Below are 14,000 nucleotides of genomic sequence, written 5' to 3' on the forward strand. Positions count from 1 at the left end.
GAGCCGAAACTGATCTCCAACGATGCATCCCTGGGTAAGCGCGGCAGCCACGATGGGTACGATTGTCCTGAGCATCCTGCCTCCACATGGGGATAGGTTCCGGGACTCTACATGCCGTATCGAACCACGCAGCATGAGAGGGCCGCGATACGTCAGACAACTCAGGCCACCTTCCCGCACACGGGTGCATCGGCCATTCTTGGTCAGCCACAGCACCCTATCCAAGAGAAAAGCTTGGTACACAAATCTCCTTTCAAGCCCGACCACCGACTGTTCCCGTTCGAGTCGAAATGGTTCGACAGCCGTGTCGGGAAGGTCCACTACGTGGACGAAGGGGCCGGCGATCCGATCCTGCTTCTGCACGGAAACCCGACATGGAGTTTCCTCTATCGCGGAATCATCATCCGCCTGAAGAAACACTTCAGGTGTATCGCCGTCGACTATCCGGGATTCGGTCTTTCGACCCGCCCCGATACGTATGGGTACACTCCAGCCGAACAGGCCAACGTCGTGCGGGATCTGGTGCGACACCTCGATCTTAAAAACCTGACAATTATGGGGCAGGACTGGGGTGGCCCCATCGGGCTCAGGGTCGCCGTCGATGAACTGCCTCGAGTCCGGGCCTTGGTCATGGGTAACACGTGGTTCTGGCCGGTGGATTCATGGCAGGGAAAGTCATTCGCATACGTGATGTCGATGGCCCCGGTGCAGAGCCAGATTATCAATAACAATTTCTTCGTCGAGAAAGTCATGCCGTGGGCAGTGAAGCACCCGCTTTCCGACGAAGTCATGGACCACTATCGAGAAGCGCTCCCGACACCCACCAGCCGCATGGGTGTAGCGGAGTTCCCTGTCCAGTTGATGGCAGCGACACACTGGCTCAGGGATCTGGAGGAAGATGTGCAGACCTCCCTCCCACACGTGCCGATGCTCCTGACCTGGGGCATGCACGATCTGATGTTCACACGGCCGTTCATGGAGCGTTTCCGGGAGACGTTTACCAACTGCCGGGTGCAGCGCCTCGACGCCAAGCACTACATCCAGGAAGACGCCCCGAAGGAGATTTCTGCAGCGATCCAGTCGTTCCTCGAGTCTCCGGGCAAGGAGGGCGCATGACACCGATCGTTGTAGGTCTGGGCGGGGCGCTGGGTGCGCTCACCCGCTACTACGGCACCGAATTTGTCCGGCGACTAGTCGGTGATTCACTGCCATGGGGCACCTTCGCGGTCAACATCATCGGGGCCTTCGCCCTGGGCTTCCTCATGGTATGGCTTCAGTCGCGCGCGCCATCGACTCAGGTTCGACAGTTCATCGGAATCGGGTTCCTCGGATCGTTCACGACGTTCAGCACCTTCAGCTACGAAACCGTGGCCATGGCCCGCGAGGGCCATTTCTGGCAGGCCGGCGGATACGCGGCTTCATCCATGGCCTTCGGGATCGTCGCAGTAGTCGCGGGCGCGGTCATCGCCTCTACGCTCAGTCCGACGGGAAATTGACCGGCATTCTTCGTTGCCGTACCAGAGACCCCGACCCTATCGTCGATGAACCGGGACCACCCGAACCTTCGTCAGCGTCAAAAGAGTCCCCATGACAGCACGCCAACTCATTACTGTGGGAATCCTCGCCGCCGCGGTCGGAATCGGCCTCACAAAGGCGGCGACGCGCGGAGACGACGAGTTCATCGCCGAGTCGGAAACCCTCAGTGCCTTCGAGGTACGGGTCGGCGACTGCTTCGACGACGGCGCATTTATGGGCAACGAGGTGCAGGACATTCCGGCAGTCCCCTGTGCAGAGCCTCACGACAATGAGGTCTACGCCACGTTTGACATGCCCGGAGATAAGTGGCCGGGCGATGCCGCGGCAGATCAGGCGGCAATGGCGGTGTGCTATGATCGCTTCAGGGCGGCGATCGGGAAGCCGTATAAAGATTCCGTCATCGACTTCACAACGATGTACCCGAGTGAGCGATCGTGGAATCAGGGCGGCGACAGAGAAGTCGTCTGCATCGCCTTCCGCATGGATCTCGAGAAGCTCACTGAAACGGTCCGCGACTCAGGCATCTAGGGAACTCTCAGGGCAGAAAAAGACTCCGCCGGCCTGGAATCCGGCCCCGCGGAGTCATGGTCGCAGCAGGACTCGAACCTGCGACATCTACGATGTGAACGTAGCGCTCTACCAGCTGAGCTATGCGACCCTGAAATCACTGGAGGCCCGGGCTCGCACCCGGACCTCTTGTCATCCATACCCCTACGGGGACTCGAACCCCGGTCTCCGCCGTGAGAGGGCGATATCCTAGGCCACTAGACGATAGGGGCATCTAATTCCCTCATTTTTCAGAGGGCACAAATTGTACCCAAGCGATCCGGCAAGCTCAACCCCTCAACCCCTCAACCCCTCAACGCTTTCGCTGCGGTACGCGTCTTTAGTATCACACGAGTGGTTGTGTCCGCAGTCCCACGACGAAAACGGGCGCTCGCAACCGATTTCCAGGTACGGAGTTGTAGGATGCCAGCAGTGCAGACAGAAACGAAACTGACCCCAGATTCAGTGCGGGGGTGGATGAACACCCGACGGGGTTGGAAGAGGCGGTCGAACAAACTCACTAAAGAGTTCCAGTTCAAGCGCTTTCGTGACTCCATCGTGTTTGTGAACCGTGTCGCGACGCTCGCGGACACGCACAAGCACTACCCAGACATCGATATACGGACTGGGAACGTGACGTTGACGCTTTCGACCCAAAAAGTCGGTGGTATTTCTGAGAAGGATCTCAATCTCGCGGAACAGATTGACTTCGCGACGTCCTTCGGGGAGAACCGACAGTAGGACTTCCTGTCCCAGGTTATGCGGCGAGCAGCCCCCCAGAGAGGGGTGAGACCGAGTAGGTCCTCCCATCTTGGTCCAGAAAGTAGTCGGGTGATTCAGCCCGCAGTACGCGGTGGTCGATAGGTCCCCACCCAACGGCCGCCGTTTTCGTTCCTGCTGATTCCCCCGCGCGAAGGGCATTCGGCAAATCACCGACGAACAGCACCCGCGTCGGGTCGAGATGAATATTGAGAGCCCAGCACCGGCTCTGGGTGAGGCTTCTCACGCACAACCTGATCGCCGCACACCACGAACTCGAACAGGTCGCCCAGCCCACACACATCCATGGTCTGTCAGGCAATCCGATGACCCTTACTCGTGACGACGCCCACGCGGGTGCCACGACCCTTCAGCTGATTGACCACATCGATGGCACCCGGAAAGGGTTGAACCATCTCATCGTGGACGCTCCGCTGATACACGACATACGTCTCCAGCATGGCGAGGCGCTCGTCCTCACTCCGCGCTAAGTCGGCCAATTGAATCGGCAGGGTCTGGCCTATGGTCTCGAGGAACCGTGTGTCAGGCGGAGCTTCTTCAGGATGAGATCTACCGTGTCTACGAGAGTGCCGTCGATGTCGAAAAGGACGCCGGTCCAGCTCAGAGGACTTCTCTCGCAGCCCGCCCAATCGTCCCGACCGCGAAGGTCACCTGCTCGTCGGTCAGGACCACCGGTGGACTGAACTCCACCACCTCGCCCACCTCACCGGCGGGAAGAACGATCAGTCCATCCCGAAGAACTCTCTCCGCGATGCGAACCCCGGCACCCGCGTCCGGTCCACCACGGGCATCTTCGAATTCGACACCGATCAGGAGCCCGAGGCCACGCACTTCGCGCACTCCCTCGACGGATCTGAGCTCGGCCTTCAGAGCCTCCAGTAGTTGGATTCCACGCCGCTCCGACTGGTCGGAAATGGCTTCGGACTCAAAGACCTCAAGCGCACCAATCGCTGCTGAACACGCGAGTGGGTGTCCAAGAAAGGTGCTGGTGTGCACCGCTTCACCGCCGCTATCAGGCCAGGCATCCATGATTTCCGCAGGGGCCATGCAGGCCGAAATCGGAAGCCCTGCTCCAAGCGACTTTCCCACGCAAACGATGTCAGGCCGTAATCCGACCCGGGAAGAGGCGAGCGTGGCTCCGCACCTGCCAAGGCCCGTGAATATCTCATCTGCGATCACAATAGCCGAAAATGCGGCTGCCAGATCGGAGAGCTCCGACATAAAGCCGTCCGGAGCGAGACGGGCACCACCACGTGCCTGCATCGGCTCAACGATGATGGCGCCGATCTCATCACCGTTGGGTGCCCCATCGCTGAGGAAGACCCTGATCCGCTCTAGGGCATCCTCGGCAGAGCAGCGGTTGGTCTCGGCATCCGTGCCACGCCGGGCTCTTGCTCCTTCCGGCCAGGGGGCGAACGCGACACCACCGTAGAGCCGGCGTTCGAAGCCACTCCGGAAGTGCGGACGCTCCGTTACCGCAAGTGACCCCAGTGTGAGGCCATGATAGCTCCCTTCGAATGCTAGAACGCCCGGGCGGCCGGAAGCGAGCGCCGCGGTCTTGAGCGCGACCTCGACCGCTTCCGACCCGGTGCTTCCCAGAACGATGCGGGTTTCGTCCCACGGAGACAGTTCGGCCAACCGCTCAAGGAGCTCCAGCTTCCGAACAGGCGGGTGAATGTCGCCCATCCCATGGATCAGCCGCTCTTCCCGGAGGGCCTTCTCCAGGGGCGCACTCCGGTGTCCGAGCAAGGCTACACCGAACGCTGAGGTCAGGTCGATGAACACATTGCCGTCGGCATCGCGCACATTCGCACCCTCAGCCTCCGACCAGAACACAGGCCAGTCCGGACTACTCCAAGTGATGTTTCGTGACTCGACCTTCGAGAGCCGAGCCGCCATCTCGCGCGAGCGGGGGCCGGGCGGTGTGCTGACGATTCTGGGCAGCTGTTTACCAAACGGCCGGTCGCCCTGGTTCACTACTCCGCCGAAAGCTGGGGCTCCGCCTGCATCCCCATCGCATGGTAGCCCTTATCTACATGCAGCGTCTCGCCGGTAATTCCAGATCCGAGGGGTGAGCACAGGAAGGCCGCCGCCCAGCCAACCTCATCGGCGGTGTTCGCCTCTGGGAGAGCGGCGTTCTCTTCGTAGTATTCGACCATGCGTTCGATCGTCCCAATCGCCCTTGCTGCCCGGCTCGCGAGTGGGCCCGCACTGATGGTGTTCACGCGAATACCCCAGCGACGACCCGCCTCGAAAGCGAGAGTGCGTGTGTCGCTCTCGAGCGCGGCCTTCGCTGAGCTCATGCCACCGCCATATCCGGGAATCACTCGCTCAGCCGCCAGATAGGACAGCGATACCACGGATCCACCCGGTCGCATAAGCGGTCCGAAACGCTGCACCATGCTCACCATGGAGAATGCGCTCGCAGAAACGGCCGCCAGATAACCGGGGCGACTTGTATCGAGGAGGTCGTTCTGCACCTCAGGCCCATTGGCGAGAGAGTGGACGAGGATATCCACGGATCCATCCCCGAAGTCCGCCTTCATGCTGTCGGCAACTCCTTGGATCGAGTAGCCGCTTAATTTCACGTATCGCTTGTCGTTCGCGACGTCCGCCGGAACCACGTCGTCCGTGTCGTAAACGGCGTCAAACGGATAAACCCGCTCAAACTCAATCTCGCCGCCGCCGGGCAGCGACACGTCCAGCTTCCCACGTTCCAAGCTCTTCGTGAAGATCCGCATCGTGGGCGGCCATGTCCCCACGCAGATCGACGCACCCGCCTCTGCAAGGGCCTTAGCAATCGCCCAGCCGTATCCCTTGTCGTCGGCGATGCCCGCCACGAAGGCTCGTTTGCCGGTGAGATCAATCGACAGCATGTGCTTTGGCTCCTCGTGGGAGGGGTTGAGTCAGGGCAGGAAAGCTATCCTTCGGGTGTGTGCGAAGGGAGTGCTAAAGGAGGTAGACCCCGGCCGCGGCATACGCCGACAACAGAATCGCTCCCTCCCATCTCCGGATACGCCAACCGCTCCTGAGCAGTGGAAAAAGCAGCAGGGAGATTGCGATCACCACTGGGAGTTCCCGAGAGAGAATCGAGGCCGGAACCCTGATCGGCTCCAGGAGCGCAGCCGTTCCCAAGATCGCCGTCACATTGAAGATGTTCGAGCCGATAACGTTGCCGACCGCGATATCCGTCTCACTCCGGGCAGCCGCGACAACTGCCGTCGCGAGCTCCGGGAGTGACGTGCCCACCGCGACGACGGTCAGACCAATTACGACCTGAGAGATTCCGAGTGAAGACGCCACCTGAACCGCGCCCTCGACGATGCAGTAGCCACCGAGCACCAAGCATGCCGATCCCGCCAGAATCCAGAGAATGTCCGGTGCGTGAACCCTCGGCCGATCTTCGGCCGAGGTCTTTACGAGGTTTTTGTACTCACCGAGAACCTCCGGTGCCTGGTCCTCGACCGACCGAAAGGCGGATACGAGGTAGGCAGTCAGCGCCATCAGCAGAAGCACGCCATCACCGCGAGTGAGCTCGAGATCCCACAGTAGCGGAAAGAGTGCGGCGGTCACGAGCAGCATGATCGGCATCTCACGCCACACGATGCGGGACTTAACCTCCAGCGGTCTGACAATCGCGGTCAGACCAAGAATGAGCCCGATGTTCGCTAGGTTGGAGCCCATGACGTTTCCGATGGCCAGATCGGGGTTGCCACCCAGCGCGGCCACGATGCAAACGACGAGTTCGGGCGCGGACGTGCCGAACGAAACGACGGTGAGCCCCACCACGATCGGCGACACACCAAGCGTAGCCGCCAGGCGCGCTGAGCCGCGGACGAGCCACTCTGCACCGAAGTAGAGAACGCCAACCCCCAGCGTGAGCAGGGCGACATCGAAGACCATGTCAGGCACGTCGCCTGACCCAGGCCATGAACTCGTCTCTGGTCTTCGTGTTCAGCACGTCACCGACCTCCAGCCACCCCCGTCGAGCCTGATCCACCCCGAATCTCATATCGAGGAGGCCTCGGGGCGAATGTGCGTCCGTGCTGATCACCACCGGGACACCCAGTTCGCGAGCACGATGCACGTGCACATCACTGAGATCCAGTCGGTTCGGATTCGCGTTCAGCTCAACGGCGACGCTGAGTTCCGCAGCTGCTTCGAGCACTGTGTCAACATCCATCTCAAACGGCTCACGACGATTGATAATACGCCCGGTCGGATGGGCAAGGATATCAACAGTCGGGTGCATTATCGCCTTCAGCACTCTCTCGGTCATAGTCTTCTTGTCTTGATCCATGAACGAGTGGACCGAGACCACGACAAGATCGAGCTCCTCAAGAATGTCGTCCGGCATGTCCAGCTCGCCCTCCCTCAGAATGTCGATCTCGCAAGAGCGCAGAAGTTCAATTCCTTTCACGCGCTCCCGAACCTCATCGAGCTCCACCCACTGCTCACGCGCACGCTCAGGCGTGAGGCCTTGAACCATCGCCATTACCTGGCTGTGGTCGGTCACTGCCATGTACTCGTAGCCGAGGTTCCTACAGGCGATCGCCATGTCTTCGACAGACACCTTCCCGTCGCTCCATGTGGAGTGCATCTGGAGGTCGCCCTTGATATCCTCAAGGGTCACAAGGTTCGGGAGTGTCCCACCGAGAGCAGCCTCGACTTCGCCTCGGTTTTCTCGGAGCTCAGGTGGCACCCAAGGAAGGCCTAGCACATCGTAGACTCCCTCTTCGCTGTCCCCGGCCAGGCGCTCTCCCTCTTCCTTGCCTAGTGTCCTTGGATCTGCGCCGTCAGGCACACGGAAAACCCCCCACTCATTCATTCGGAGGCCCTGCCTTACAGCTCGAGTGCGAAGCGCGACGTTGTGCGCCTTCGAACCCGAGAAGTACTGAAGGGCTGCACCGTACGACTGTCCTGGGATCACACGGAGGTCCACCTGAAGCCCGGAGTGCAGCACCACGCTTCCTTTGGTGGACCCCTGCCCTGAGATACGATCTACCCCCGAATACGCAACAAAATGATCTACGACTGACGATCCGTCGCCCTCGCAGCACGCCAGAATGTCGACGTCGCCAATCGTCTCCTTTCTTCGGCGCAGGCTACCTGCGACCTGGGCGTCCTCCACCCCAGGCGTCTGCTTCACATGCTCGAGGATTCCAGCAATCAGCTTTTCCACTTCGTGGATCTGGAAGCGGCCCGTGTGCTTTCGATGATCCTCGATGGAGCGTCGAATCTTCTCGACGCTCTTCAGACCGAATCCATCCAGATTCTCGACCGTCCCCGCGTCCAGTTGCGCTTCGAGATCGTCCACAGTCCGCACGCTCAGCTCTTCGAATAGTTTCCTGACCTTCTTCGGCCCCACGCCGTCGAGTCGTACGAGCTCAACAAGGGTGATGGGAATCTCCGCCGAGACCTCTTCGAGCCGCGTGATGCGGCCCGTCGAGATCAGCTCTCCAATATGCGTCGCGACACTCTTCCCGACGCCGGACAGCTCCGTCAGGTCCTCTCCCGCTTCGAGCATCGACACGAGTGAGCGACTCAGGCTGTTGATCGTGTTGACTGCGTTGCGGTAGGCCCGAATCCTGAACGGGCTCGCCCCCTGAATCTCCAGGAGGTCGGCAAGCGTTGTGAGCGTTCGAGAGACGTCGAGGTTCTCCATCAACCGTCTCCCCCGTCGATGTCGCCACCGTGTTCACGAAGGCGGACCCGATAGGCGTCGAAATCGATAACCTCCACGCCGAGGCGCTCTGCCTTCTCGAGCTTGGATCCAGCACTCTCGCCCGCAACGACAAAGGTCGTCTTCTTCGACACCGAACCCGACGTACTACCTCCCACAGACCTCCATGCCGTTTCAGCGACCACGCGCGCGACAGGAATCGCACCCGTGAAGACCGCGGTGCCCAGGTCCGGCAGCTCCACATCGACAACGTCGACCATTTGTGGAACCACACCGCGAGCCAGAATCGCATCTACTGCGGTAGCGTTTCGCTCATCGGCAAAGAACTCGATGATGGCTTCGCTCATGCGAGGCCCGATACCGTCGATCGCCACGAGCGCCTCCGCGTCCGCGCCACGAATCGCATCGAATGAACCGAACGTCCGCGCGAGGGTGCGCGCGACGGTTACGCCTACCTCGGGAATGCCCAGGGCGATCAGGAAGCGAGTGAGCTCCGGCGCGCGCTTCGAGCGTATCGCCTCGACGAGCGAGGTCGCGGACTTCTGCGCAAAGCCGTCGAGGCCTATCAGCTGCGCGGGCTCCAGGTCGAACAGTTCGGCGAGGTTCGTGACGAGGCCAAGGTCTACCAGGAGATTCGCAGTCTCCTCGCCGAGTCCCTCTACGTCCAGCGCTGACCGTCCTCCGAAGTGGATGATCCTCCCTTTCAGCTGAGCCTCACACCCAAAACGGTTTGGGCATAGGGTTCTGGGGCCATCTTCGTAAGTGTCCGTTCCACACACCGGGCACGACACCGGCATCTCATACGGTGCCGCGCGATTCGGCCCGGGCTCGACCACTTCGACGACCTGCGGAATCACGTCACCAGCCCGCTGGATCCGGACGGTGTCCCCCTCCCGTAGGTCCTTCCTCTTGAGCTCCTCTCGATTGTGCAGCGAAGCTCGGGACACCGTCACCCCACCGACCGACACCGGACGAAGCCAGGCGACGGGCGTGAGGACACCGGTACGGCCGACCTGAATGTCGATCTTCTCGATGACCGTTACTTCCTGACGGGGCGCGAACTTCAAGGCTATCGCCCAGCGCGGGTGGTGTGAGGTCGATCCCATCGCTCGGCGCGCCTGGTGATCATCGAGCTTGATGACTACCCCGTCGATCTCATAGTCGAGGGCATCTCGATCGCTGTCGTACCCCGCGTGGTACGCGAGAATCTCGTCAGCTGACCGGACCGTCTCGATCCGGTCGGGCACGCTGAAACCCCAGCTCCGGATCGCCTCGACGCCCTCCGTGTCGGTCGTGAACGACGTGCCTTCGACGTGAAGAACGTCGTATACGAGCAGGTCCAACTTCCGGGTGGCGGTCACACGAGAGTCCAGCTGCCGTACGGCTCCGGCCGCCGAGTTCCTAGGCGAGGCATACGGCTCTTGGCCGGATGCCTTGAGCCCCGCGTTAAAGTCGGCAAAGTCTGACACATACATGAGGACCTCACCCCTTACAGCGAGCAGGCTTGGCGCAGGGCGGACATCGGTACGGAGTTTCAGTGGCACCGTGCCGATCGTCCGGATGTTCTCAGTGACACCCTCACCTGCACGCCCGTCCCCCCGTGTCACGGCACGGACCAGAACACCATCCTCGTAAACGAGCTCGATCGATGCGCCGTCCAGCTTGGGCTCCAGGATATAGACCGGGTCGACCCCCTCTCCCAGAGCTTTTCGCACGCGTTCGTCAAACCGAACAATGTCCGCCGCCTTCTCAGACGAGTCGAGAGACAGCAACGGCGCAACGTGGTCGACGGTCTGAAATCGGTCCTGGGGCGGTGCGCCGACGCGGTGTGTCGGGGAGTCGGGAGTGGCGAGCCCGGGGAACTGCGCCTCGAGCGCCTGGAGTCGACGAAAGAGCTCGTCATACTCGGCGTCGCCGATTTCGGGGCGCGCCTCGTGATAGTAGAGGTCCGAGTGCCGCGTGAGTTCGGCTCGCAACTCTCCCACCTCCCGAACGACATCGTCGGGAATCGGTTGCGCCTGTTCGCGCGGATCGGGGGCGTTGGTGGTGTTCAATGCACTCCGCAGAGAAACCGAATACTTCGTGGAAAAACCGACCTCTAATATCGCCTGATTGTGTCCCGATGGCACCGGCCGTGGCCTGACGTAGCGCGAAAGCCATTAGCCACAGATCTTTACGGCCCTTCGCCGTGGGGATTCCCGGCGTCGAAATCGTTTTGTGGATTTTGGGGGAGGCAACATGAAGCTGCATCACTTGATTTTACGGACGGCTGGCGCCGCCGTGGCGACACTCGTTTTGACAAGCGGAATCGCCGCTCAGCAGGGCGGCATGGAAGAAACGACTCGTCGTGGAGCAGATGAAGGCGACGGACCACATGAGCGCCTGATCCTTCGAGGCGGCATATACATCGACGGCGCGGGAAGCCCGCCGCTCGGGCCGGTCGACATCGTCGTGGAGGATGACCGTATCGTCGAGATCCGGGCGGTCGGGTTCCCGATGGCCCCTATCAATGAGGCGCGCCGTCCGGATGGCGCTACGCGCGAGATTGATGTGAGTGGCATGTACATCATGCCGGGCTTCGTCGACATGCACGCCCACACCGGCGGCGCCGGGAAGGCGCCGCAAGCCGAGTACGTCCATAAGCTCTGGATGGGGAACGGGATTACGACGTCTCGCGGTGTCGGTCACGGGTCGATGATGTGGGGACTCGAGCAGAAGGCGCTATCGGAGCGCAACGAGATCGTTGCTCCGCGGATGTACACATACGCCCGACCCGGCGAAGCTTGGGACGAGGGTCCTGTCGATTCGCCAGAAAAGGCTCGTGAGTGGGTCCGATGGGCGGTACAGGTAGACGTCGACGGCGCGAAGATCGATGGACTGAAGCTGACGTCATATCCGCCCGACATCATGGAAGCTCTGATCGACGAGGCGCACCAACATGGCCTAGGTACAGTGGCCCACCTGGCGCAAACGGGTGTGGCCCGAATGAACGCACTCGACGCGGCCGAACTCGGTCTCGACATGATGACCCACTACTACGGTCTCTTCGAGGCGCTCTTCGACAACCGCACGATCCAAGACTACCCAGCTGACTACAACTACCAGAACGAGCAGCACCGTTTCGGTCAGGTCGGGCGGCTCTGGCAGCAGTCCGCAGAGCCCGGATCAGAGGCGTGGAATGCGCTGATCGATCGCTTCCTTGAGTTGGATTTCGGTATCGATCCGACCATGACGATCTACGAAGCGAGCCGTGACGTCATGCGCGCGCGTCAGGCTGAGTGGCACGAGGAGTACACGCTGCCCAGCCAGTGGGACTACTACCAGCCAAGCCGTCAGGCACACGGTTCCTACTGGTTCGACTGGACCACCGAAGACGAGTACCACTGGGGTCGTTTCTACGACAAGTGGATGCTCTTCCTGAACGACTACAAGAACGCAGGCGGCATCGTCACGACCGGCTCGGACTCAGGCTTCATCTACAAGCTCTACGGCTTCGACTACCTCCGTGAACTCGAGTTGCTCCGCGAAGCAGGCTTCAACCCACTCGAGGTCATTCGCGCCGCGACCTACCACGGTGCACTTCAGCTGCATAAGCCAAGTGGGCAGGAGAACAACCTTCAGTTCGGCGTTCTCGAAGTCGGCGCCAAGGCGGATATGGTCATCGTCGACGAAAACCCACTCGCAAATCTCAAGGTGCTCTACGGAACCGGAACCCCGCGATTGAACGACGAAACGGGAGAAGTCGAGCGAGTTGGCGGCATCAAGTACACTATCAAGGACGGCATCGTGTACGATGCGCAGCAGCTGCTCGAAGATGTGCGTGAGATGGTCCGCGAGGCCAAAGCGCGCTCGGTCACCGAGCAAGGCTCGTAACGTCCGAGGACCTTTAGCTGTGGTCTGCTGAAGGCCCCGGCAGTAGTAATTTGACGAGCCCTCGTCCGGTTTTCCGGGCGGGGGCTTCGCCTTCTGCGTATTTTGCGCCCCCTCCAAGATACAGGGTCTCGGGGGACAAGTATGAGCTTTCCGGAGAGAGCCAATGAGCACGAGGGGACGTATCGGGCACAGTGATCGCGAGCGGAGCGGCAACAACGGAATGCGATTTCGGGTGGCCGCGGCTTGCGCATTGCTCGCAGCAGGCGTGGCGGGTCCGTTGTTGGGGGGAGGTTGAGCGACTCCATGAAGGACTCAGGAATGACCCTCGACGTTGCAGCGCTCCGGGCAGACACACCCGGCCTGGCTCATCGTGTACACCTCAACAATGCCGGGGCAGCGCTGATGCCTCAGCCCGTCATCGAAGCGATCCAAGGGCAACTCGACCTCGAGGTCTGGCACGGTGGGTATGAGGCCGAGGCCGAGGCCAAGGCGAGCGGAATCGTCGACCAGGCGTATGAGGCGGTCGCCACGCTACTCGGAACCTCGGCCGACCGGATCGCGATGACCGAGCATGCGACCGCGTCTTTTTCAGCGGCACTGTCGTCGATCCCCTTCGAGAAAGGCGATGCAATCGTAACGACGCGCCACGACTACGTGTCGAACCAGATTCAGTACCTGTCGCTCGCGCACCGACTCGGGATCGAGATCGTTCGAGTTCCCGACGCCCCTGAGGGCGGCGTCGACCTGGCCGCGATGGAGGAAACCATTCACCGGCGGCGTCCTCGGCTCGTCGCAGTCACCCAAATTCCGACGAACTCCGGCCTGGTTCAGGACGTTGCTGCCATCGGCACCATGTGTCGCGCTCGAGACATCGTGTATCTGGTAGATGGGTGCCAGTCGGTGGGTCAGATGCCAGTCGACGTCGAGGCCATGGGATGCGATTTCTTCTCGGCTACCTCACGGAAGTATCTGCGTGGACCGCGTGGCGCCGGCTTTCTCTATGTGTCCGATCGAGTGCTCGATCGAGGCTTTGAGCCGCTGTTTCCTGACATGCGGGGAGCCGACTGGATCGATGGCGATCTTTACCAGCCAGCGCCGGACGCGCGACGCTTCGAGAGTTGGGAGTTCTTCTGGGGGCTTGTCCTTGGAACGGGCGCAGCGGCAGCCTACGCGAACGCGCTGGACATGGAACTGATCCGTGATCGAGCACGCGGGCTCGCCGACACACTGCGCACCCGGATCACCGGGTTGCCTGGCGCCCGTGTTCTTGATCACGGTGCGGAACTTGGGGCAACTGTGACGGCATCCTTCGAAGGTCAGGTGCCTTCGGAACTTGTCACCCAGCTAAAGGCACGTGGAATCAACACGTCATCACAGACCAGGATCGATGCCGTTCTCGACTACGACGAGAAAGGCGTCGACGGGGCCCTCCGGATGTCACCTCACTACTACAACGACCACTCGGATCTCGATGCCCTGATGGCTGGGCTCGAGGAAATCCTGTCTTCATGACACGCTACCTGACAGAGTCCGTGAAGATTTCTAGAAGTGCTTCCGTACTTCTGAACACGGGTATGAGGCC

General features: G+C 61.1%; 12 protein-coding genes and 2 tRNA genes. 7 read left to right on the forward strand and 7 right to left on the reverse strand.

Annotation, left to right across the window (positions count from 1 at the left end):
* Positions 1 to 234: 234 nt before the first annotated feature.
* The 3 genes from OSA81_05095 to OSA81_05105 all read left to right on the forward strand — a co-directional run bounded on the left by OSA81_05095 (position 235) and on the right by OSA81_05105 (position 2,064).
* Complete coding sequence (locus OSA81_05095; GenBank protein MDE0898375.1) at positions 235 to 1,116, forward strand: alpha/beta fold hydrolase; 882 nt, start codon at positions 235 to 237, stop codon at positions 1,114 to 1,116.
* Positions 1,113 to 1,496, forward strand: a complete 384-nt coding sequence (crcB, locus tag OSA81_05100; protein ID MDE0898376.1) for a fluoride efflux transporter CrcB — start codon at positions 1,113 to 1,115, stop codon at positions 1,494 to 1,496. The genes OSA81_05095 and crcB overlap by 4 nt, the downstream gene beginning before the upstream one ends.
* 91 nt (positions 1,497 to 1,587) lie before the next feature.
* The gene (locus OSA81_05105) at positions 1,588 to 2,064 is read left to right on the forward strand and encodes a septum formation family protein (protein ID MDE0898377.1); all 477 of its coding nucleotides are present in this window, start codon (positions 1,588 to 1,590) and stop codon (positions 2,062 to 2,064) included.
* A 57-nt stretch (positions 2,065 to 2,121) separates the two neighbouring features.
* On the opposite strand, the gene OSA81_05110 is transcribed toward OSA81_05105, so the two are convergent.
* Both OSA81_05110 and OSA81_05115 read right to left on the reverse strand, forming a co-directional pair.
* A tRNA-Val gene (locus OSA81_05110) sits at positions 2,122 to 2,194 on the reverse strand.
* Between the two features lie 48 nt (positions 2,195 to 2,242).
* Positions 2,243 to 2,315: transfer RNA gene (locus OSA81_05115), tRNA-Glu, on the reverse strand.
* Positions 2,316 to 2,505: 190 nt separating this feature from the next.
* Here OSA81_05115 and OSA81_05120 point away from each other — a divergent pair.
* Both OSA81_05120 and OSA81_05125 read left to right on the forward strand, forming a co-directional pair.
* Positions 2,506 to 2,823: a 4a-hydroxytetrahydrobiopterin dehydratase gene (locus tag OSA81_05120; GenBank protein ID MDE0898378.1), complete on the forward strand. Its 318-nt coding sequence runs from the start codon at positions 2,506 to 2,508 to the stop codon at positions 2,821 to 2,823.
* 227 nt (positions 2,824 to 3,050) lie between these two features.
* Complete coding sequence (locus OSA81_05125; protein MDE0898379.1) at positions 3,051 to 3,332, forward strand: hypothetical protein; 282 nt, start codon at positions 3,051 to 3,053, stop codon at positions 3,330 to 3,332.
* 130 nt (positions 3,333 to 3,462) lie between these two features.
* On the opposite strand, the gene OSA81_05130 is transcribed toward OSA81_05125, so the two are convergent.
* From OSA81_05130 to ligA, 5 genes are all read right to left on the reverse strand, one after another.
* A complete protein-coding gene (locus OSA81_05130; GenBank protein MDE0898380.1) occupies positions 3,463 to 4,839 on the reverse strand; it encodes an aspartate aminotransferase family protein in 1,377 nt (458 codons plus the stop codon).
* Positions 4,839 to 5,738, reverse strand: a complete 900-nt coding sequence (locus tag OSA81_05135) for an enoyl-[acyl-carrier-protein] reductase (protein MDE0898381.1) — start codon at positions 5,736 to 5,738, stop codon at positions 4,839 to 4,841. Before OSA81_05135 ends, OSA81_05130 begins: the two co-directional genes overlap by 1 nt.
* A gap of 73 nt (positions 5,739 to 5,811) precedes the next feature.
* Complete coding sequence (locus OSA81_05140) at positions 5,812 to 6,765, reverse strand: calcium/sodium antiporter (GenBank protein ID MDE0898382.1); 954 nt, start codon at positions 6,763 to 6,765, stop codon at positions 5,812 to 5,814.
* Between the two features lies 1 nt (position 6,766).
* Complete coding sequence (polX, locus tag OSA81_05145; GenBank protein MDE0898383.1) at positions 6,767 to 8,527, reverse strand: DNA polymerase/3'-5' exonuclease PolX; 1,761 nt, start codon at positions 8,525 to 8,527, stop codon at positions 6,767 to 6,769.
* The gene (ligA, locus tag OSA81_05150) at positions 8,527 to 10,599 is read right to left on the reverse strand and encodes an NAD-dependent DNA ligase LigA (GenBank protein MDE0898384.1); all 2,073 of its coding nucleotides are present in this window, start codon (positions 10,597 to 10,599) and stop codon (positions 8,527 to 8,529) included. The genes polX and ligA overlap by 1 nt, the downstream gene beginning before the upstream one ends.
* A gap of 184 nt (positions 10,600 to 10,783) precedes the next feature.
* Between ligA and OSA81_05155 the strand changes: the two genes are divergently transcribed.
* A complete protein-coding gene (locus tag OSA81_05155) occupies positions 10,784 to 12,418 on the forward strand; it encodes an amidohydrolase family protein (GenBank protein MDE0898385.1) in 1,635 nt (544 codons plus the stop codon).
* A 303-nt stretch (positions 12,419 to 12,721) separates the two neighbouring features.
* Positions 12,722 to 13,930 carry an aminotransferase class V-fold PLP-dependent enzyme gene (locus OSA81_05160; protein MDE0898386.1) on the forward strand — a complete coding sequence of 403 codons (1,209 nt, stop codon included), beginning with the start codon at positions 12,722 to 12,724 and terminating at the stop codon, positions 13,928 to 13,930.
* Positions 13,931 to 14,000 lie beyond the last annotated feature (70 nt).

The organism is Longimicrobiales bacterium (assembly GCA_028823235.1).
Lineage (GTDB): Bacteria > Gemmatimonadota > Gemmatimonadetes > Longimicrobiales > Gaopeijiaceae > UBA2589.

Excerpts from the sequence above, each read along its gene's own strand:
- OSA81_05160 (MDE0898386.1), top strand. The coding sequence starts at position 12,722 with ATGAAGGACTCAGGAATGACCCTCGACGTTGCAGCGCTCCGGGCAGAC.
- OSA81_05155 (MDE0898385.1), top strand. The coding sequence starts at position 10,784 with ATGAAGCTGCATCACTTGATTTTACGGACGGCTGGCGCCGCCGTGGCG.
- OSA81_05135 (MDE0898381.1), bottom strand. The coding sequence starts at position 5,738 with ATGCTGTCGATTGATCTCACCGGCAAACGAGCCTTCGTGGCGGGCATC.
- crcB (MDE0898376.1), top strand. The coding sequence starts at position 1,113 with ATGACACCGATCGTTGTAGGTCTGGGCGGGGCGCTGGGTGCGCTCACC.
- OSA81_05120 (MDE0898378.1), top strand. The coding sequence starts at position 2,506 with ATGCCAGCAGTGCAGACAGAAACGAAACTGACCCCAGATTCAGTGCGG.
- OSA81_05105 (MDE0898377.1), top strand. The coding sequence starts at position 1,588 with ATGACAGCACGCCAACTCATTACTGTGGGAATCCTCGCCGCCGCGGTC.
- OSA81_05140 (MDE0898382.1), bottom strand. The coding sequence starts at position 6,765 with ATGGTCTTCGATGTCGCCCTGCTCACGCTGGGGGTTGGCGTTCTCTAC.
- polX (MDE0898383.1), bottom strand. The coding sequence starts at position 8,527 with ATGGAGAACCTCGACGTCTCTCGAACGCTCACAACGCTTGCCGACCTC.